Genomic DNA, 20,887 nt, shown 5'->3' on the forward strand with positions numbered 1-20,887 from the left:
AAACTAAAAAGGGTTCTCGATACATTTTTTGTTCCTTTGAACTCCAAAAAAAACACTCGAACTGACGAATCCACAACCCACAACCCACAACCCACAACCGACAACCGACAACCGACAACCGTCAACCAACAACTAACCACCTTGAACTAGCAACATTAAATTTTACAACGGTTCTCGATAAATTTCTTGTTCCGTTGCACTCCACAAAAAACACTCGAACTGACGAATCCACAACCCACAACCCACAACCCACAACCGACAACCGACAACCGTCAACCAACAACTAACCACCTTGAACTAGCAACATTAAATTTCACAACGGTTCTCGATAAATTTCTTGTTCCGTTGCACTCCACAAAAAACACTCGAACTGACGAATCCACAACCAACCACCGACAACCGACAACCGACAACCGTCAACCGACAACTCACAACTAATTTGAAACTAAACCAAAAAAACACTACTTTTACACTCCAAACAACACTACCATGAGTCAAAAAGTATTGCTCACTTCCAAAGAAGTCAATATCATACTCCATCGTTTGGCTTGTCAGTTAATCGAAAACCACCTCGATTTTTCCAATACCGTTTTAATTGGCATACAACCGCGCGGGACTTATTTGGCGCAGCGCATCCAACACATTTTAGAACACGATTACCAAATCAAAGCCGTTCAATTGGGTTTCTTAGACATTACTTTTTTCCGCGATGATTTCCGTCGGGGCGAAAAGCAATTGGAAGCCAATAAGACGCAAATCGACTTTTTGGTAGAAGATAAAAAAGTGGTTTTTATAGACGATGTGCTTTTCACCGGCAGAAGTATCAACGCCGCTTTAACTGCGGTGCAATCTTTTGGCAGACCGTCGGAAGTGGAATTGTTGGTCCTCATCGACCGAAGATTCAGCCGCCATTTGCCCATACAACCCGATTACCGAGGCCGTCAGGTAGATGCCATCCAAGATGAAAAAGTAAAAGTATGCTGGAAGGAAAAAGATGGGGAAGATGCAGTGTATTTGGTGTAAGTACGAAGGAAGAAGTACGAAGTGAGAAGTACGAAGTACGAAGTGAGAAATACGAAGTTTAACAGAAACAACAACATATAACATACAACTTACAACTAAAAAATGTCCGAACTGTCAGTCAACCATTTACTAGGGATTAAATACCTGCAAAAGCCAGACATCGACTTGATTTTTGAAACGGCCGATCATTTCAAAGAAGTGATTAACCGCCCGATTAAGAAAGTGCCTTCGCTGCGCGACATTACCATTGCCAACATCTTTTTTGAGAACAGTACGCGAACCAAACTCTCTTTCGAACTGGCGCAAAAGCGATTGTCTGCGGATGTGATTAGTTTTTCGGCGGCGCAATCCTCGGTTAAAAAAGGCGAAACACTGATTGATACGGTGAACAACATACTGGCCATGAAAGTGGATATGGTCGTGATGCGTCATGCCCATCCGGGTGCGGCTTATTTTTTGTCGCAAAACGTAAAAGCCAGCATCATCAACGCCGGCGACGGTGCGCACGAACACCCAACACAAGGCTTACTCGACAGTTATTCCATCCGAGAAAGACTGGGTGAAGTAGGCGGGAAGAAGGTGGTTATTGTGGGCGATATTTTACACTCCAGAGTGGCCTTGTCCAATATTTATGCTTTGCAAATGCAAGGTGCCGAAGTCAAAGTCTGCGGTCCGAAAACCTTGATCCCAAAATACATTGAAAGCTTAGGCGTAACGGTGGAACCCAATTTGCGCAAAGCCTTAGAATGGTGCGATGTGGCGAATATGTTGCGCGTACAAAATGAGCGTATGGATGTGAATTATTTTCCTTCGACTCGAGAATATGCCCAGCAATACGGAGTAGACAAAGCGCTACTCGATTCGCTCAACAAAGAAATCGTCATCATGCATCCCGGACCGATCAACCGCGGTGTCGAAATCACTTCCGACGTAGCCGATTCCCAACAATCGGTGATACTCGATCAAGTGGAAAACGGCGTAGCCATTCGAATGGCGGTGATTTATCTCTTAGCTTCTAAAATACAACCATAAAAAAAGCCTCGAGATGTCGAGGCTTTTTGGTTATTCTGCTTTGATATTTCTGAGTTGTTTCAGCTTTTCTTTCAGCATCGCCAACTCTTCTTTTTTCATTTCAATGCTTTTCTTTACTTCTTTCACCATTGGGTTATCCGCTTTGGCGTTGGCAAAGAATTGGATGTTGTTTTCCAATTGGAAAATTTCGCCTTGTACTTCATCGATTTTGCGCATTAAGAAGACTTTTTCGTTGTCTAATTTGCGGGTATCGTTGTTAGCCAAATTGTCTAAGCGATTGGCGTAGCGAGCCATTTCGTTTTCTTTTTTGCTGGCGCTTAATTTTTCGAATAAGGCATCGAGTATTTTATTGAATTTACCTTCGATGTGACGACGGGCAAACGGCACTTTCCCAAAGCTTTTCCACATTTCGATGTGGGCTTTGATGCCGTCTAAATCGGTTTTGTGATCGCCGGTCATTTCAAACGCTCTAACGGTTTCTAAGTAGGCTTTTTTCTTTTCAAAAGCTTCTACTTCTTCTACGTTAACCTCTGATTTTTGCTCTTTAAGTTTTTCGAAATACTCGTTACAAGCCGCTCTGAATTCGGTCCATAACTTATCGGAGAATTTTCTCGGCACGTGACCGATGGTTTTCCACTCTTCCTGAATTTGTTTCATTAACGGAGTAGTAGTGGCAAAGTCGGTGCTTTCTTTTAATTCGTGCGCTTTAGCAACCAAGGCTTGTTTTTTCGACAAGTTATCGTTTTGGTCTTTTTTGATTTCTTTGTAGAATGAGTTTTTCAAGACATTGAAACTTCTCACAGCATTTTTAAAGGAAGTCCAAGTGTCTTCGTTCAATTCAGAAGGCACTTTTCCGGCGGCGAAAAACTGATTGCGCAAGGCTTCCACTTTTTCGATTTGCCCTAACCAAGCAGCGTGTGCGTTTACTTTTTCCTGAGCCAACACTTCAATTTGGGCGATGATTTCTTTTTTCTTCTCTAAATTGGCGGTTTCTCCGGCGCGCAATTGTTCGTATAAACTCTCGCGTTTGTCGTGCATTTGTTTGGTCAGTTCGCTGAAACGGTTCCAAATTTCTTCGCGTTTGTCTCGGGAAACCGGTCCAATTTCTTCTTTCCAAATGCGGTGTAAATCTTGCAGCTCACGGAAGGCTTTGTTGATGTCTTCTTCGTTAACCAACTCTTCTACACGAGCAATGATTTTTAGTTTTTGGTCTAAATTGTGTTTGAAATCTAAATCGCGTGCTTCACGGTCTAGGTGCAGAATGTCGTAGAAATTCTCCAAGTGAAAGTGATAGTTGTTCCAAACGTGGTTGTATTTGTCTTTCGGTATCGGACCGGCTACTTTCCAGCGGTCGCGAATGTCGTTGAATTTCTTTAAGGTTACCGGTATGCTGTCTTGGCTGTGGACTAAATTTTTAAGTTCTTCCACGATAGCCAAGCGGTTGTCTAAGTTAGATTGTAAGCTGTTTTGCAAGCTTTTAAAATGTGCATTCTTTTTATCTCGGTATTGAGCGTAAAGTTGGTCAAACTTCACTTTCAACGGAAAATGATAATGGAATTCTTCTGTAGTTTCCGGGTTTTCGGCGTGGAATTCGTCTCTTTTCTCATCGATAAAATGAAAATATTTGGAGAGAAACGCTTTTTTCAATTCTTCCACATGGTCTTTCACCGACATTACTTTTTCGACTACGACCAAGTTGCCCAGTTCGTCAACCAATTGCTCCATCGACAAGGTGTCGTAATCCAACATAGGGATGTCGTGACGGTCTTTAAGAGATTCGTCTTCGCTTTCTTCGGCATTGACTTCTTGGATGGCGCTGATTACCGTGTCATTAGAACTTGCCGGACTGTCATCGGCCACTTCGGCCTCGGTTAGCATTACCACGTTGTCATCGGCAGTTTCCACCACTGTTTCGGCTACTTCAGCTACTTCTTCTGCTGCAGCTTCTACGGTTTCTTCTACTTCAGCTACTTCTTCAGCTACTTCTTCAGCCACAGTTTCAGTTACTGCTTCGGTTGCTTCTTCAGCTACAGTTTCAGTTGCTTCTTCAGCCATTTCTTCGGTTACTGCTTCAGCTACTTCTTCAGCTACTTCTTCAGCTACTTCTTCAGCTTCTGCCATTGCTTCTTCTGCCGGAGCTTCATCAACTGCAGTAACTTCTTCAGTTGTTTCAGTTTCTACAGGATTATTCCCAACTTCCAACTCCTGACTTACGTCTTCGGTGGTAATTTCTTGATTTTCAGCAGCGGTTGTTTCCAATGAGTCGTTAACTACATTTCCATCTGCATCTTGCAGGTTATCATTCTTTTCTTCTAACATTTTTGTAAATGTTTAAGGGTTACACATTATTAGGGCGAAAGATAGTAAAGTAGCGTAACAATTCAAAAGAAATAAGGCTTATTTGTTGATTTAACCGACGAGAGGAACAGAAGCTAAAAAAAAACGCTGTCGAAAATCAACAGCGTTTTTTTGAAATGATATTATTTTTTCAGTCTAATTGACTATGACTTTTTTGGTTACCGATTGGGTTGCATTAGCCAATTTAATAAAGTAGAATCCTTTAGGCAAATTGCTGATGGTGTAAGTGTTGTTGTTTAAAACAGGTTGTTTGATTTGTTGTAAAACTTGTCCGTTGATGGTGATGATTTTAATTTCATCCAAAGTCACTTCCGATTGAATGTTGATGATATCGGTAGTCGGATTTGGATACACCGCAACACTATTTAAATCTTCAAAGGTTGTAGTCGACAAAGGTAAGCCCCAAATTTGGGTTACATAATTGTTGTTGTCAATGAATGGATTTCTATTGTTTTGACGGGCATAAATGGCGTCGTTTCTGTCGATTTCTCTTTGGCTTACTTGATCCAGTAGGTTCCAAGTTAACAATACGTTTAAGGCTTGATTGGTGAATACTTGAGTGCTGGTTCCGTTAAACATAGAGTAACTCCAACTCGCTACTTGGTCTTCATAGCGTGTGGCAAAATACAACAGCATACGAGCAATGTCGCCTTTAAATTCGTCTATAGGCTCAAATACAGTTGCCGTCAATCCGGAAGAATAACCGGCGTTTAAGTTTGGACCTCTTTTGCTTCCGTTAGAGTAAGTAGTGTGTGACACACCCGTATTCACTTTACTAAAAGCCAAATCACCTCTTTGGGCATTGATATATTTATCGGAAGGCACTACAAAGTGTGCATCAGAAAACATGGGTGTATTGTTGGCACCAAATACCGATTGCGGCACCAAATGTTCTCTGTTGTATCTTTCACATTCGTTATTCCCTAAAGTACCATCATCTTGTAAGCCACCACCGTATACATATTCACACTCAGTTCCGGCAGGTTTTTCGGTATACATATCGAGCATCGTACCGTTGCCTTCATAATAATTATCTACATCCGAAGTTAAATAAGTGGTGTATAAACCTCCGTATCCACGGTCATTGTGATCGTTGATGATATTAAAAAGTTGGGTTTTTAAGGTATAGCCTGAACCGGTTGCGGTATTGTAATATCCGTTAGGAATAGAATTTACGGAAAGCGTTTGTTGCGCTAAGCCTACAATAGCCAGGTTTAATAAGAGTAAGGTAAAGATTTTTTTCATGAGGTATTTATATTTCTTTTTTGCGTTCGAATAAAGCCATGTAGAATCCGTCAAATCCGGTATCTTGGGCTAAAATCTTCACATCTTTGACAAAGGTAAATGATTTTCCGGTTTCGGTGTTTAAAAAACGTTGTACTTGTTCCTGATTTTCAGAAGGTAAGATCGAGCAAGTGGCGTAAACCAATTTGCCGCCCGGTTTTACAATTTTGGAATAGTTCTCTAAAACTTCGGCCTGTACTTTTTTGATGTTCTCAATAAATTCGGGTTGGAGTTTCCACTTGGAATCCGGATTTCTTTTCAAAACCCCTAATCCGCTGCAAGGCGCATCGATGAGCACACGGTCGGCTTTTTCGTGGAGTTTTTTAATGACTTTGGTTGAGTCGATTATGCGGTATTCTATGTTGAAAGCGCCGTTTCTTTTGGCTCTTAATTTGAGTTGTTTGAGTTTGCTTTCGTATAAATCCATGGCAATTAACTGCCCTTTGTTTTCCATTAAGGAAGCCATGTGCAAGGTTTTGCCACCGGCACCGGCACAAGTGTCAACCACTCGCATTCCGGGTTGCACATCCAGAAAAGCGGCTACCAATTGAGAAGAAGCATCTTGCACTTCGAATAACCCTTCTTTGAAAGCCTCGGTTAAAAATACATTGGCTCTTTCTTTAAGGACTAAAGCATCAGGTTGGTCTTTTAAAAACTCGGTTTCGATGTTTAAGTCCATTAAAATGGCGCGTAATTTTTCTTTGGTAGTCTTTAAAGTGTTTACTCTTAAAATGACTTGTGCTTGTTTGTTCTGGGCTGCAATTTCTTTGGTCCAAACAGTTTCGCCTAATTCTTGCACGCCTAATTCATCCATCCAATCCGGAATGGATTCGCGCATTTTTCTGATTTTAGACAATTCGTCAAAACGGCCTTTGATTTTGCGTTCCGGTGTGCCTTCTAATTGTCGCCAATCGGGAATAGGATAACCGCGTAAGACAGCCCAAACGGCAAATATTCGCCACAATTGATCGCGATCCATTGGTTCTTTAACCCCGGCGATTTCCATATAAAGTCTTTTCCAACGTACGATTTCGTAGATGGTTTCGGCCACAAACTTACGGTCGGAACTGCCCCAACGTTTGTCTTTTTTTAAGGCACGAGCTACCACTTTATCCGCATATTCTCCTTCGTTGAAGATCGCGTTTAAAGAGTCGATGGTGGTGTAAACTAAATTTCTGTGTAATCGCATGATGAAAAAAAATAAGCGTGCAAAGATATTCCTTTTTTGTGATTCTGAACTACTATTACTGCGTTAAAAAAATTTCCGTGTCTGAATTTCTTATATTTGATTACTTTAAAAGAATAGGAATGGATTTAGCAAAATTTTTAACAGTAGTTTTAGTAGGTTTAGGTTTGACCAATGATGTTGGCGCTCAACCATTTCAACTCGGTCATTTAACAATGAATTTTACGGATGTTTCCAGAAATAATCGCGTGATAGCTACAGAAATTTACTATCCGGCACAGATGGCCGGCGATAATGTTCCGGTTGCCGGTAGCAGTACATTATTTCCTTTGCTGAGTTTTGGGCACGGCTTTGTAATGACTTGGGATGCTTATCAAAATTATTGGTCGGCTTTGGTGCCGCAAGGTTATATAATGCTTTTCCCCAAAACAGAAGGTTCTTTATCGCCTTCGCATTTGGATTTTGGAAAAGACTTGGCTTTCTTGATTGACCAAATGGCTGTTTTAAACGGAAATCCCACATCGATTTTTTATAATAAAGTCAGTGCTATGAACGCTGTTATGGGACATAGTATGGGTGGCGGTGCTTCTTTTTTGGCCACGCAACAAAGCAGTAATATAAAAACGATTGTCAACTTTGCCCCGGCAGAAACCAATCCTTCCGCTGTAACGGCAGCCTCGTTGAGTACTATTCCCACGTTGATTTTCTCGGGCGCCAATGATTGTGTGACACCGCCAGCCGTACATCAAATTCCTATGTATAATAGTTCAATGGCCAATTGTAAAACATTAATCACTATTAACGGTGGAAGCCATTGCCAAATGGCGAATAGCAACTTTTTTTGCAACCTAGGAGAAGGTTCTTGTTCGCCTCAAGCCACTATCAGTAGGGCAACGCAACAGTCGGTTATTACTTCCTATTTATTGCCTTGGTTGAATTTTCAGTTAAAAAACGATTGTGCACAAGGAACTGTTTTTGACAATCAAATTGTGATTGATACCGCCATTTCTTTTCAAAAAAACTGTATTCAATGCAATGCTTTGACCACCGAAACCAATGTTCGCAACGGAATAAGAGTTTACCCAAATCCGGTAACTGATTTTATTACAATGGCGATGGAAAACCCCTCAGACTATCAAGTGAATTTGTATGATAGTCGCGGTAGATTATTACTCTCGAAAGCTTTTGGGCAAACGGTAAGTATAGATGTTTCGGATTTTCAGGATGGCCTGTACTTTTACAGTGTCCTGCAATCAGGGAAAGTCTTAGCCAATGGCAAGTTTATAAAGTAGCACAATCCTTTTCAATTCGGCGCATTTCAATTTTTTCAGGCGCGTGGATGACTAACGGGAATTGCTCAATTTTCACCGAACTACTGTCTAAACCAAATCCTTTTTCTTCCGACAAACTCAATTTTTTCATCAAGAAGTAAGTATTCATTACAATTTTCTCGAAGAAAGTCAGGTCGCTGTCGTTGGACAAGAATTTTTCAGACAAGACAAACTTGAAGTCACCAATAATATGGTTTTTACTTAAAGACTCGTATCGCGAGGTAATATCAACCTCACCGCGTTCAACCATATCTTTGATTACTTGTTTGAACATCAAATTGATTTTGGTTGGTTCACGGAACCCTAAGTAGAAATCAATACGGTAAATATCATCCTTAATGATTTCGGTAACTTTGTATTCTTTTTTGTATGGTTCGCTTAGAATATTGACATGAATAAACCAATACAAATCGGCTCGTTTCGGTCGTTTTTGCAAAATAGAATACATTACTTTTTCCTCAATTTCATCGCTGCGATTGGAGTTGGTCATATAAACCAAATGGGTAGCATATTTAGGAATAGACAAGTCTACACTGAGTTCGGCCAATACTTTTTTGTAGTCGTTAATTTTGACAATTTTAGTATAACTTTTGCTGATTTTTTTGGCTAAAAACCACGTAGACATCACTCCAATCAAGAAAATGGCAATGGCCAATGTCACGTAACCGCCTTCCATGAATTTGGTCACATTAGCGATTAAGAAGCTGACTTCAATGACCACATAAATAGAAATAATAGGCGCTATAAAATACCATTTGATGCGCTTCATTATCAAGTAAAAATTGAGCAAGGTTGTGGTCATCATCATTCCGAGAATAATTGATAAACCATAGGCATGCTCCATATATTTAGACTCTTTGAAATATAAAATGATTCCAACACAACCTATAAATAGCAACCAGTTAATTGACGGAATGTACAATTGTCCTTTAACATCGGTAGGATAGTTGATTTTCACTTTTGGCCAGAAATTCAAACGCATCGCTTCGTTGATTAAAGTAAACGAACCACTAATCAAAGCCTGAGAAGCGATGATAGCCGCTAATGTTGCTATAACAATTCCGATAGGTTGGAACCATTCGGCCATAATCAAATAGAATGGGTTAGGGTTGTGATCATTTAATTGTGATAAAGTGCTGCCGCTATGTTGCAACAAATAAGCACCTTGTCCGAAATAATTCAGCACTAAAGTTGTTTTTACAAAAATCCAACTCACACGAATATTTTTTCTTCCGCAATGGCCCATATCAGAATACAACGACTCTGCTCCGGTGGTACAAAGAAAAACAGCACCCAAGATAAAGAATCCATGTCCGGCCGCATCTGAAGTAAGTAATTTATAAGCGTAATAAGGATTGACTGCTTTAAGAACTTCAATATTTTCAGTGATTTGAATAACTCCTAAAATCCCCAGCATTGAAAACCAAACCAACATGACCGGAGAAAAGAACTTCGTTACAATTTTTGCCCCAAATTGTTGGATTGTAAACAAAACAAATAAAATAGCAATAACAATTGGAATGGTGGGAATATCCGGTTTAAAGATAAGTAAACCTTCTACCGCGGAGGAAACAGATATTGGCGGAGTGATAATTCCTTCTGCTAAAAGCAAACTTCCACCTATAATGGCAGGTACTATCAACCATTGAATTTTGGTTCGTTTTACCAAAGAATACAAGGAGAATATTCCGCCTTCACCATGATTATCAGCATTTAAAGTGATGATAACATATTTCAAAGTAGTTTGTAAGGTCAATGTCCATAATATACAAGATAGGCCACCCAATACTAAATCAGCACTAATTTGATGATCATCGATTATAGATTTCATAACGTACAAGGGTGAAGTACCTATATCTCCATAAATAATCCCCAAAGTTAAAAGTAAACCGCCTGCTGATAGTTTTGAATGTAAATTTTGATGGCTATGCGAACTCATAATAAAAAGTTAAAGACAGCAAATTTATAGCTTTTTGAAATACCTGATTCTTTCACAGCCAATTATTTTTTAAAAACAAGAGGCATCGCCTAAACGATGCCTCTTTTCAACAACAAAACTATAATAATAAAACTTATCCTCTTCTGTTTTCTCTTCCGCTGGGTTGGCTTCTTTGAGAGCTGCTTCTTTGACTCGACATGTCTCTTTGACCGCCCGAATTACTTCTCGGAGCCGACATTTCTCTGGGTGCCGAATACTCTCTCGGTGCTACCGAACGCGGAGATTGATTTGATTGACCGGCGAGTTCACGAGCAGGTTTTTCATAAGCTCTCGGATTGCTTCTCGGTGTAGGTTGCTCAACATTCATAGCTCTCGGCGTTTCATATGCTTGATTGTTACTTCTTGGAGTAGGTTGCTGAGCGCTAATAGCTCTTGGCGTTTCATATCCTTGATTGTTGGCTCTTGGGGTTACTTTCGGGTCAGCCACAGTTCTGGGCGTATCGTAACTTCTCGGATTGTTTCTGGGAGATGATGCAACAGTGCTTACCGTTCTCGGATTTTCATTAGGTCTTGTGGCAACTCTTGGAGTAACTTCTTGATTTCTAATGGCTCTTGGTGTCTCATTACTTACCGAATTGTTTGTACGCGGTGTAGCTTCTACGGCATTATTTCTCGGACTGTTAGCTACTGCAGCTCTGTTGCCTACTGTTCTGATGGGTCTGTTTTGATCCAACTCATATCGATTGGCATAACTGCTGTTTCGGCTTTGGAATGAACGGTTCGGGTAACGCACTTCATAGCTGTTTCCTCTTCTGCCACCTCGGTAATAGTTATTGTAAACTACACCACATCTTCTGTAATTAACATAATTGTAATGGTGGTGAAAATTGATGTTGATTCCGATATGATTTCTGTAACGGAAAATCGGCCAAGGCGACCATGCATAATAGTAGTCCGGATAATATCCCCAATACCAAGAAGAGCAATACGGACGGTAATTGCCTATCCAAAAGGTGGAATAAATGACGGGCGTAAAAGCATAAACAGGTTCATAAATATAATTTGGACCATACATAAAAACATCGCCAACTACTTGTACTTGGACTCTGTTGTTGCTGCCGCGTTCTACTTCAACGGTGGCCACATCTTGAAAAGTGTCGCGCCCTAAAACCGATTGAATTACAATTAAATGCGCATTGCCTTCAACTGTTTCAATTACCCTCAAATAATCAACTTGATCGTCATCGTTTAAATCCAAATTAGAAATTTGAATTTTCGGATCGTTCAGTCTTCTTTCAAAATCGGCTAAATCTCTGGAATCGCCAAAAATGGAAGCTACCGCTCTCAAATCTAAATTATCACTGATTTCAGAGTTATAAGCTGAAACCGTTGTTCTGTCTTGAGCAATAACCGCAGTAATGCTAAACAGCGACAAAACCGACCCTATTATCATTTTAGTTTTCATAATGGTATGTTTTAAAGTGGAATAGTTTTTTTTACGACATTCCAATTACTGTGCCACAGGATTTTTTTTAATGTTTTTAACTAAATCTTAACTGAGCCAAAATTTGTATATTCGCTTTAAATCAGAGTGTTTGCTATGAAAAACGGACTTGTATTTTTATTTTTATTTCTTTTGATTTTTAGTACCAATACCAAAGCGCAAACTTTTACGTCGGTTACAATTGATACTATTTTGAAAGATAAAATCAGTATCAGAGCGATTTTAATAGCAGAGGATAAACTCTATTTCGCAGGTGATAAAAGTAGGGTTGGCTATGTAATATTTCCCCCGGAGCCGAGCAAGATTAATGCAGAAGTTGTCAGCGATTCTATGGTTTATGAATACAGAAGTTTAGCCACCAACGGCAAAGAACTTTTTGCGTTATCGATAGGGAATCCGGCCAGATTGCATAAGTTTTCAAAGGACTTAATGGGTAAATCTTTGGTTTATGAAGAAAGGCACGAAAAAGTATTCTACGATAGTATGCAGTTTTGGAATAAAAAAGAAGGTCTGGCAATAGGCGATCCAACGGAAGATTGTTTGTCGGTTATCATCACACGCGATGGTGGTCAAACTTGGCAGAAGTTGCCTTGTGCGGTATTGCCTAAAGTGGTTGACGGAGAAGCTGCCTTTGCCGCGAGTAATACCAATATTGTAGTAAAAGGAAATCATGCTTGGGTAGTTTCCGGTGGGAAGCAATCGAGGGTTTTTCATTCGCCCGACAAAGGAAAGTCGTGGGAAGTTTTTGAAACCCCAATAGTGCAAGGCGAAACCATGACCGGTATTTTTACTGCCGATTTTTACAATGAAAAAATTGGTTTTATTGCCGGTGGAAATTATGAAAAAGCCACCCAAAATTTTCAAAACAAAGCCATGACCACTGACGGCGGAAAAACATGGACATTGGTGGCCGAAAGCCAAGGATTTGGGTATGCTTCTTGTGTCCAATTTGTACCTAATTCAGGCGGGAAAGGGCTGGTTGCTGTAGGTGCTCAAGGCTTGTTTTATTCGGCAGATGGCGGACAAACTTGGCAACAATTGTTAAATGATCCAACGTTGTACACCATTCGGTTTTTAAACTCAAATACGGCGTTCGCGGCCGGAAAAAATAAAATTATCAAAATAGCGTTCAAAACATAAGAGAGCCAATCGACTCTCTTATGTTTATTTTCCTAATCTTTTGTTTCTGTATTGTTGTAATAGTTTTCGGTTGAAACCTTCTTCGGCTTTTTTCAATTTTAAAATTTTCAGTGGTGAAATAACCCCTTTTAAACTCGCAATGAACTTCTTTCTACTCAGGTGCAACTCGTCTTCGGTGCTTTCCATTTGGGCTAGTAAAGTGGCCGCTTCTTTTTCAGATAAATTATCAAAAGATTCATCATCGATGCGGTCTAAATACCCTCTTAATTTGTTAGATCTGATTTCGTGTTGTTTGTCGTCGAAAGCGTTGTACAAAGGCCAAAATTTGGCAGCTTCTTCGGGAGTTAGCGACAATTCGTTAGTGATGTATGCCACTTTCATGGCTTTGATTTGCTCCTTTTTTTCTCGGAGTAATCGACCACCTTGACCAAAGGAATTCGCAGCAATAAGGAGTATAATGGCTAAAATTATTTTGTTAATTTTCATATCGTTAGTCTAAAATATATTGTTCTAAATCGTTGTTGTTAAGCAGGATGTCTTCTATGGCCTCTTCTCCCAAATTCAATTCGAGTTTGATTTTCTCTAAATCTTCATCTTCTAAAATAGTGGCCAAATCTTCCTCTGAAATGTCGACATGAGTGGCGATATACTCTTCTAAAACCACTGCATCCACTTCGTTTGAAGATTTGTAGAAATTTTGATAAATCGGAATTGAAAGCAGTAACACTACCACAGCGGCAGCGGCATAATACCAAGTAGTTTTTTGTCTGTAAAACGCAATTACTTTAGTTTTGTTTGCAGGAAGTTGGGCTAAAACTTTACTTTCAAACGACTCAAAATAGCCTTCAGGCGTTGTAAATCCTGAGGAGATTTTAGGTTCGTTTTCGTTTATTTTAAATGATTTCATATTGGTTTGACAAATTTAAGGTATTAAGGTTTAACGGGTAGTCATAAATTCTTCAATTTTTTTTACGGCATGATGGTAAGAAGCTTTCAAAGCACCTACAGAAGTACCCAGAATCTCCGACAAGTCTTCATATTTTATTTCTTCAAAATATTTCATTTTGAAAACCAATTGTTGTTTTTCGGGTAAAAGGGCAATGGCTTTTTGGAGTTTGAGTTGAATATCGCTGCCGTCAAAATACTCATCGGCTTTCAGATTGTCAACAATTTTACTTTGCATTGCTTCACTGGTTATGCCGTTTTTTTTCGCTTTTTGATTGATAAAAGTGATGGCTTCATTGGTAGCGATGCGATACATCCAGGAGAATAATTTGCTTTCTCCTTTGAAATTTTTCAGGTGTTGGAATACTTTGATGAAGGTGTTTTGTAAAACATCATCGGCATCATCGTGGTTTAAAACGATGTTACGAATATGATTGTACAAAGGTCTTTGGTATTCGCGTAAGAGTTTTTGAAACGCCGCATTTTGCGTTTTCGGATCTAATAATTCCCTAATAAAATCCTTTTCCTCTTGCAAAGTGAATAATTTGGTTGTTGGAATAAAGATAGAAGAAAAGGTTTAATCTCGAGTATAAAAAAAATTAAGGTTCAACAGTTGGTGTAGGAGTTGTTTCAGGTACTGCCGGAACACTCGTGGTTGGTAATGTTGCGGTTGTCGGCTGTATCGGTGCTTTAGGAAAAACCGGAATATGGATTTCGGTAATCCATTGGGAAGGTTGCTTTACATCATCAATGGTTTTGATGTATACTTCAGTATATTTTCCGGCAAAATTGGGTTTGTAACCGTTGTCGCGGATATAGTTTTCGGCCTTGGTCCAAGCTTCTTTTAAATGAGAATAGTCTCCGATTAAGGTCGTTTTCAAACAAGTAAACGGAATGATTTCTCCGGAAGTAATTTCGCTTCCCGATGCTATAAAAATTTGTTCGCGTGTTGGCGCACAAACCGAAAAAGTAACAATATCATTTGCCTTGTCGTACCTTTCATAAAGTATAAAAGGTTTACCCGATAGCGTTAGCTTGTTTTTTTTGAAAAAATGCAACATCTTAGGCATCATGATTTTGATGTTTTTCGGCAAACTTTTAAGGCGACAAGTGACTGTTTGTTTCAAACAAAATCCGGAGTTGCGCTGTACTATACCATTGACTTTTATGGTATAAGTTTTCATTTCGTAGGTTAGCGTTTTATCGAGATTTCTCAAGCTTTTTTCAAAAGCATCACCAACAATTCCTTGGAAACCTCCGCTGAAAAAAGCACTTATTTTAGTCAATAAATCCATTTTCCCTCGGGCTTCAATGGTTATTTTAGTGCCACCCACAGTGTCTTTTAATTTCCAATAAACTTGGGCTGTTGTTCCGTTATAATTGCCTTGTTGGCGAATACTGTCATTTTCTTTGACGAAGTAAGTTTTCATACCACCTGAATCCGACCCGTTATCCCATGAAAACTGAGCGCCGGCACCCATTGTTTTGGCCGGATAAGCAAATGTAATTCCGTGATCTTTGGTCATCCATGAACCAAAAGTCTCCCAATTTTTATAGTCGTTTATGTAATCAAATACTATACTTTTTGGCGAATGTATTATTGCCGTTTGCTTTACTTTAAAATCGCCTTTTTGAGTAGCAATGTACACAGTTACACCCACGAAAGCCAACACAATTAGTAGGAATAAATACTTTAAGATTCTCATGAGATGCTATTTGGATTACACAAAGTTAACACAAATCATTTAACTATTGCTAATCTAACTTTGACTATATTTGTTAGAAAGCAAACCAGCAGCTTATGAAAACCAAAAGTGAACTCAGAGGTATTTTGTTCCGTCATTTGGATGGTATAACTACGGCTCCTGTGGCATATTCACTGTATAAAAAAGGAGTATTAGATTTTATTTTGTTGAAAGAAAAAGTGTCATTAAATGAATTGGTTGTACAATTCAAGGCAAATGATGGCTATTTGAATGTAGCTTTGAGAGTTTTGGCTTCTCAAGGTTGGTTACATCAGCAGCTTGATAATGCTAATGACACGGTATATTTTAGTGTAAATAACAACAGTAAAGTTGCCTTTGCTTTGGTTCCGTATTATGAAGATGTTTATCAGTTGATGCAGTTTACGGCCCATTTTCACCCCCGAAAATTCGAGGTGGAACCTTTTGAAATGTTGCGGGAATTGTTTAAAAAATATGAGTCGCGTTATGGTATCATTTTTTCAGATGACGAGCACATCAGGGCTATTGAGGAGCAGGTTTTGTATCATATTGAAGGCAATTTAATCGGACCTACTATTGTAATGCTCGGCATGACCGGTATGTTTCACAAGTACTTTATGGAGACTTCCTTCAGACCGGAAGAATTTCATAAAAATCCGGAATGTTTTTCAGTGATATTAGATTTCATGACGCATTTGGGTTGGTTTACCAAAAAGAATGAACATTATCAATTTACCGAAAGCGGTTTGTTTTACGCTAAAAGAGCTGCAGCTTACGGAGTAACAGTTTCTTATATTCCGACACTTCGACAAATGGATGAACTGCTTTTTGGCGATGCCTCGCTATTGAGAAATGTTGCTGAACACGAAACAGAGTTGCATGTCGACCGCGAAATGAATGTGTGGGGAAGTGGTGGTGCTCATGCCGAATACTTCAAAATTGTAGACGAAATTATCATTGAATTGTTCAATCGTCCGATTGCCGATCAACCCAAAGGAATTTTAGATATGGGTTGTGGAAACGGAGCTTTTTTAGAACATATTTTTGATGTAATCGAACGACAAACTAAAAGGGGAAAATTCCTCGATGAACATCCTTTGTTTTTGATTGGTGTGGATTATAACGAAGCAGCGATTAAAGTCACCCGAGCCAATTTAATCAAAGCCGATATTTGGGCTAAAGTAATTTGGGGCGATATAGGTCGAACACAGTTGTTGGCAGCAACCTTGAAAGAAGAGTACAATCTCGATTTGAAAGAATTGCTCAACGTGAGGACATTTTTAGACCACAATCGCATTTGGGAAAGTCCGAAACAGCGAACCCAAAATCGAGTTAGTACATCAACCGGCGCTTTTGCCCATCGTGGAAAACGCATTTCCAATAATGAAGTCGAGGATAATTTGCTCGAACATTTATTGAAGTGGTCACCTTTTGTTCAAAAATTTGGGTTACTGCTAATTGAGTTGCACACCATTTCACCCGAATTGACCGCCGCTAACTTAGGCAAAACTGCCGCTACAGCGTATGATGCCACTCATGGATTTTCCGACCAATACATTGTTGAAATTGAAGTGTTGCACAAAATAGCCGCTGAAGCCGGTTTATTTTCTCATGACAAGGTTTTCACTCGTTTTCCTAACTCTGATTTGGCAACAGTAAGTGTTAATCTTTTTAAAGGAAAATAGTTAGCGCTTGAGGTAAACTTTTATGACAAACAAAACGGCTATAAAAAGAAAGAAACCAATCAGTACCTTATAGCTTCCTTTGTACATTTTTTGGTGCAGCGATTTGTCGCGACCATAAGCAATATACATAGCGATGACAAAAGCAACGACAAAAAAAGCAGCAAAAATCAATTGACCTGTTGTGAACATTTTTTTCAAATTTTCAACAAATTTACTCAAATGTTATCGATTGTTGTATTTTGCATCCTCAATAAATTTTACAGTATATGCAAAAACAACTCAATGCGGTTAAAGAATTTCATACCGCTTTCGGGCTAGGTGTTAGCCATGAACTGAAGGCGTGTTTGGGCGATCAAAAAAATGTCCTTCGGTTTAACTTGATGAAAGAAGAAAACGAAGAATATCTGGAAGCGGTTCAAAACAACGACTTAATAGAAATAGCCGATGCTTTGGGCGATATGCTCTACATATTGTGTGGTACCATCATAGAGCATGGTTTACAGCACAAGATCGAAGCTGTGTTTGACGAAATTCAACGCAGTAACATGAGCAAACTCGGGGAAGACGGTAAGCCCATTTATCGCGAGGACGGGAAAGTAATGAAAGGCCCGAATTACTTCAAGCCTAATTTTGAAGACATTTTGAAATAAATTAAACTTTGATATGCCCCCAATTTTCCCCCGTTTTAATACGATGAACCTGCATTTCACTAATGCCGAATTGTTTGGCTAATATTTTTATACGGGTTCTGCGGTTGGGTTTGTTTAAAATTTTCTTCAAACGAATTACATCGGTGGAAGTTAATTTACGACCATCCGATTTGATGTTGTGTTCAATGAGTTTTAGTTTAGATTTAATTACAGCCGGACTTTTTCTGTAATGTACCATTCTATCCTCATAATTAACCCATCTTAAATTGGAAACGGTATCATTGTCTCTGCTGTGGTCTAGATGGATGACATACAATTGGTCTTCGGATGTTTTTGGGATAAAAAGCTCGGCAACCAACTTATAAATGTAAAGCGATTTATTAGACAATTTACCATCTTTTCGCATTTTGTAACGCAAGGTTCGGTAGCCATCAGCAACACCGCCTTTCAAGACTGTGCCGTCTCTGAATTCATGGGTAAAACTTATCAATCTTCCTCTGTTTGAAATGGCATAACGCAATTGCAAAGGATAGTCTATTTCGACTTCTCGAAAGACTTCATTAGGGTAAAAACGAATCATCACTTGTGGTATTTGTGAATTCCAAATTTAGAGTTTTAATTTGCATTTTTAACTTATTCCCACTTATTTTTAGTATATTTTAAACTTGTTTAACCAGAATCAGGATATAATCTTACACGAAAATCGGGAATAAAAAAAACTCCCTAGTTATAGAGAGTTTTTTTATAAATATTTTACTTACCGATTAAACCTTTACTGTCCAACCAAAAGTATCTTCAGCCAATTTGTATTGAATTTTGGTAAGCTTATCTTTTAAATCTAAGGCAAAAGAATGCTCTAATTTAGGCAATTCATAGTAATGTTCTTTGTATTGAAACCCAACAATCGGATTTACTACAGCGGCAGTTCCGGCGCCGAAGATTTCTTTTAAACTTCCGTTTTTAGCCGCTGCCACTAACTCGTCAACCAAAACAGAACGAACTTCAACCTTTATCCCTTCTCGTTGTGCCAATTCAATCAAACTTTTTCGGGTTACTCCATCTAAAATTCTTTCACTGGTTTGGGCAGTATATAGGGTGTCATTAATTCGGAAGAACACATTCATAGTTCCGGCTTCCTCTAATTTGGTATGCGTGGCATCGTCGGTCCAAATGATTTGTTGGAATCCTTTTTCCTGAGCTAATTTTTGCGGATAGAATTGGGCAGAATAGTTACCGGCTGCTTTAGCCGCTCCGATACCGCCATTGGCAGCCCTACTGTAGTGTTCAGCAATAATTACTTTCACTTCGCCTGAATAATAGGAACGGGCAGGAGACAAAATAATCATGAAACGATATTGGGTAGAAGGCTGTGCAATCACTCCGGAACCAATGGCAATCATAAAAGGACGAATGTACAAAGTGTTGCCTAATCCTTTTTTTACCCAAGCTCTTTCTAAGTCTAAAATGGTATGCAAACCGCCTAAGAAAATTTCTTCCGGTACTTCGGGCATGGCCATTCTCACAGCCGATTTGTTGAAACGGTCTAAGTTTTGTTCCGGACGAAATAGCCAAACATCATCATTTTCATCCTTATAAGCTTTCATTCCTTCAAATATGGCCTGACCATAGTGAAACACTTTAGCTGAAGGATCAATAAGAAAAGGTTCGTAAGGTTTAATTATTGGTTTTTGCCATTTTCCTTCTTTGTAATCACAAATCAACATATGGTCGGTGAAAGTATTTCCGAAGGCTAAATTTTCAAAATCGACTTCATTAATTTTAGAGGCAGAAGCGCTAACTATATCGATTTCGGAAGGTGCTTTTAACATCATTTAGTATTGGGTTTTAAAGGCAAAAAACTCACAAGTCACTGATAAATAGGTTCTTGTGTGTTTTTTAATCAAGATAATTGTTGTGTTGTTAGATTTTTGTAAAACTAATAAAAAAATGTTAGTGATAAACAACCTCAAAAAATATTGAATGCTTTTTTCCGAATTCTCTTTTTCAGACAGACTTTTGTCTTAATTTTTCATTAAAACAGTAAATTAATTACTTCAAAAGTGTGTACAATTGTTAATCTGTTTACTTTTGTATTTCTAATACATACAAGACATGAAAAAACTAAATCTAATCCTAATTGCCCTTTTGTTGTTTGTTGGTTCTAATGTTATGGCTCAATCCAAAGCCAAGTCTACGGCCAAAGCTTTTAACAGTAAAGATTACGCTTCGTTTGGTGAAAAATTTAAAGTGGCCAAACTTTTGACTAAAGAACAAATGTTGAAAAAATACAAAACCCTTAAAAAAGGAGATACCATCACGGTGCAGTTTGAATCTAAAATCAAATCGGTTTGCAAGAAAAAAGGATGTTGGATGAAAATGGACTTGGCCGGAGATGACACTTCATTTGTTAAATTTAAAGATTACGGCTTTTTTGTTCCTTTAAATGCCGATGACAGTCAGGCTATTGTTTACGGTAAAGCTTTTGTTGATGTGGTTTCGGTTGATGAATTAAAGCATTACGCAAAAGACGGTGGAAAGTCGGCCGCAGAAATTGCCAAAATCACCAAACCCGAAGTAACCTATTCCTTTTTAGCCACCGGTGTATACATCAGAAAATAGGTTGGAATGAAGAAAGTAATAGTTGTAATTTTAGTACTTCTTTTTTTAGCGTTATCTGTACTTTCTTGTCAGAAGAAAGAAGAAAAAGCAGTAGAGGAAAAATGTGAGCCTAAAACCGAAAAGAAGCTGGAGATGTACCAAATGTCTGAGATGGCTGCTTTAATGGAACAGATGTACGTAGACAATCAAAGACTGAAAGACCGCATTATTAAAGGAGATACCATTGGGCAATTTCCGCAGCATTTTATGAAGATTCACAAAGCGGTAATGACCGATGAGACCGATAATGATGCTTTTTTTAAAGAACAAGCGGCAAAGTTTATCAAAGCTCAGGAAATGATTTACAAAGATCCAAAAAACGCCAAAGAACATTTTAATAATGGAGTAGATGCTTGTATCCAATGTCATCAGCAAAAGTGTGGCGGACCAATTCCGAGGATAAAAAAATTATACATTAAAGAGTAGTT

General features: G+C 38.8%; 20 protein-coding genes. 8 read left to right on the forward strand and 12 right to left on the reverse strand.

Annotated elements, in window-relative coordinates; all coding sequences use genetic code 11:
* The first annotated feature begins 489 nt into the window (after window positions 1–489).
* On the forward strand, window positions 490–1,023 hold the full coding sequence (gene pyrR, locus ACIQ32_RS04070; protein WP_396194412.1) for a bifunctional pyr operon transcriptional regulator/uracil phosphoribosyltransferase PyrR: 534 nt from the start codon (window positions 490–492) through the stop codon (window positions 1,021–1,023).
* A gap of 102 nt (window positions 1,024–1,125) precedes the next feature.
* Window positions 1,126–2,055: an aspartate carbamoyltransferase catalytic subunit gene (locus tag ACIQ32_RS04075; RefSeq protein WP_396194413.1), complete on the forward strand. Its 930-nt coding sequence runs from the start codon at window positions 1,126–1,128 to the stop codon at window positions 2,053–2,055.
* A 30-nt stretch (window positions 2,056–2,085) separates the two neighbouring features.
* On the opposite strand, the gene ACIQ32_RS04080 is transcribed toward ACIQ32_RS04075, so the two are convergent.
* The 3 genes from ACIQ32_RS04080 to ACIQ32_RS04090 form a co-directional block, all read right to left on the reverse strand.
* Window positions 2,086–4,374, reverse strand: a complete 2,289-nt coding sequence (locus tag ACIQ32_RS04080; RefSeq protein WP_396194414.1) for a DUF349 domain-containing protein — start codon at window positions 4,372–4,374, stop codon at window positions 2,086–2,088.
* A 174-nt stretch (window positions 4,375–4,548) separates the two neighbouring features.
* Entirely contained in the window at window positions 4,549–5,658 is a 1,110-nt protein-coding gene (locus ACIQ32_RS04085) for an endonuclease (RefSeq protein ID WP_396194415.1), read from the reverse strand.
* A gap of 7 nt (window positions 5,659–5,665) precedes the next feature.
* On the reverse strand, window positions 5,666–6,886 hold the full coding sequence (locus ACIQ32_RS04090; RefSeq protein ID WP_396194416.1) for an RsmB/NOP family class I SAM-dependent RNA methyltransferase: 1,221 nt from the start codon (window positions 6,884–6,886) through the stop codon (window positions 5,666–5,668).
* 119 nt (window positions 6,887–7,005) lie between these two features.
* Between ACIQ32_RS04090 and ACIQ32_RS04095 the strand changes: the two genes are divergently transcribed.
* Window positions 7,006–8,175: a T9SS type A sorting domain-containing protein gene (locus ACIQ32_RS04095; RefSeq protein ID WP_396194417.1), complete on the forward strand. Its 1,170-nt coding sequence runs from the start codon at window positions 7,006–7,008 to the stop codon at window positions 8,173–8,175.
* On the opposite strand, the gene ACIQ32_RS04100 is transcribed toward ACIQ32_RS04095, so the two are convergent.
* Together ACIQ32_RS04100 and ACIQ32_RS04105 are read right to left on the reverse strand one after the other, a co-directional pair.
* Window positions 8,165–10,153 (reverse strand): KUP/HAK/KT family potassium transporter, encoded by a 1,989-nt coding sequence (locus ACIQ32_RS04100; protein ID WP_396194419.1) that lies wholly within the window; start codon window positions 10,151–10,153, stop codon window positions 8,165–8,167. The two genes, ACIQ32_RS04095 and ACIQ32_RS04100, sit on opposite strands and share 11 nt — an antisense overlap.
* 133 nt (window positions 10,154–10,286) lie before the next feature.
* Entirely contained in the window at window positions 10,287–11,618 is a 1,332-nt protein-coding gene (locus ACIQ32_RS04105) for a hypothetical protein (protein ID WP_396194420.1), read from the reverse strand.
* 135 nt (window positions 11,619–11,753) lie between these two features.
* On the opposite strand from ACIQ32_RS04105, the gene ACIQ32_RS04110 reads away from it, so the two are divergent.
* On the forward strand, window positions 11,754–12,797 hold the full coding sequence (locus ACIQ32_RS04110) for a YCF48-related protein (RefSeq protein WP_396194421.1): 1,044 nt from the start codon (window positions 11,754–11,756) through the stop codon (window positions 12,795–12,797).
* 24 nt (window positions 12,798–12,821) lie between these two features.
* Here ACIQ32_RS04110 and ACIQ32_RS04115 read toward each other — a convergent pair whose 3' ends face one another.
* From ACIQ32_RS04115 to ACIQ32_RS04130, 4 genes are all read right to left on the reverse strand, one after another.
* Entirely contained in the window at window positions 12,822–13,283 is a 462-nt protein-coding gene (locus tag ACIQ32_RS04115; protein ID WP_396194422.1) for a sensor of ECF-type sigma factor, read from the reverse strand.
* Window positions 13,284–13,287: 4 nt separating this feature from the next.
* Complete coding sequence (locus ACIQ32_RS04120) at window positions 13,288–13,704, reverse strand: hypothetical protein (protein ID WP_396194423.1); 417 nt, start codon at window positions 13,702–13,704, stop codon at window positions 13,288–13,290.
* Window positions 13,705–13,734: 30 nt separating this feature from the next.
* On the reverse strand, window positions 13,735–14,277 hold the full coding sequence (locus ACIQ32_RS04125; protein ID WP_396194424.1) for an RNA polymerase sigma factor: 543 nt from the start codon (window positions 14,275–14,277) through the stop codon (window positions 13,735–13,737).
* A 64-nt stretch (window positions 14,278–14,341) separates the two neighbouring features.
* Window positions 14,342–15,448, reverse strand: a complete 1,107-nt coding sequence (locus tag ACIQ32_RS04130) for a transcriptional regulator (protein ID WP_396194425.1) — start codon at window positions 15,446–15,448, stop codon at window positions 14,342–14,344.
* Between the two features lie 95 nt (window positions 15,449–15,543).
* Between ACIQ32_RS04130 and ACIQ32_RS04135 the strand changes: the two genes are divergently transcribed.
* Window positions 15,544–17,151, forward strand: a complete 1,608-nt coding sequence (locus ACIQ32_RS04135) for a class I SAM-dependent methyltransferase (protein WP_396194426.1) — start codon at window positions 15,544–15,546, stop codon at window positions 17,149–17,151.
* Here the strand turns inward: ACIQ32_RS04135 and ACIQ32_RS04140 are convergent, their stop codons facing one another.
* Complete coding sequence (locus ACIQ32_RS04140; RefSeq protein WP_396194427.1) at window positions 17,152–17,340, reverse strand: hypothetical protein; 189 nt, start codon at window positions 17,338–17,340, stop codon at window positions 17,152–17,154.
* A gap of 77 nt (window positions 17,341–17,417) precedes the next feature.
* On the opposite strand from ACIQ32_RS04140, the gene ACIQ32_RS04145 reads away from it, so the two are divergent.
* Window positions 17,418–17,801 carry a hypothetical protein gene (locus ACIQ32_RS04145; RefSeq protein ID WP_396194428.1) on the forward strand — a complete coding sequence of 128 codons (384 nt, stop codon included), beginning with the start codon at window positions 17,418–17,420 and terminating at the stop codon, window positions 17,799–17,801.
* A gap of 1 nt (window position 17,802) precedes the next feature.
* On the opposite strand, the gene ACIQ32_RS04150 is transcribed toward ACIQ32_RS04145, so the two are convergent.
* A complete protein-coding gene (locus tag ACIQ32_RS04150) occupies window positions 17,803–18,381 on the reverse strand; it encodes a hypothetical protein (protein ID WP_396194429.1) in 579 nt (192 codons plus the stop codon).
* A 184-nt stretch (window positions 18,382–18,565) separates the two neighbouring features.
* On the reverse strand, window positions 18,566–19,633 hold the full coding sequence (locus tag ACIQ32_RS04155; protein WP_396194430.1) for a branched-chain amino acid aminotransferase: 1,068 nt from the start codon (window positions 19,631–19,633) through the stop codon (window positions 18,566–18,568).
* Between the two features lie 280 nt (window positions 19,634–19,913).
* On the opposite strand from ACIQ32_RS04155, the gene ACIQ32_RS04160 reads away from it, so the two are divergent.
* Both ACIQ32_RS04160 and ACIQ32_RS04165 read left to right on the forward strand, forming a co-directional pair.
* Window positions 19,914–20,420, forward strand: a complete 507-nt coding sequence (locus ACIQ32_RS04160) for a DUF4920 domain-containing protein (RefSeq protein ID WP_396194432.1) — start codon at window positions 19,914–19,916, stop codon at window positions 20,418–20,420.
* A 6-nt stretch (window positions 20,421–20,426) separates the two neighbouring features.
* Window positions 20,427–20,885 (forward strand): hypothetical protein, encoded by a 459-nt coding sequence (locus ACIQ32_RS04165; RefSeq protein ID WP_396194433.1) that lies wholly within the window; start codon window positions 20,427–20,429, stop codon window positions 20,883–20,885.
* Window positions 20,886–20,887: the final 2 nt, after the last annotated feature.

The sequence above is a fragment of the Flavobacterium sp. genome (assembly GCF_044373165.1).
Lineage (GTDB): Bacteria > Bacteroidota > Bacteroidia > Flavobacteriales > Flavobacteriaceae > Flavobacterium.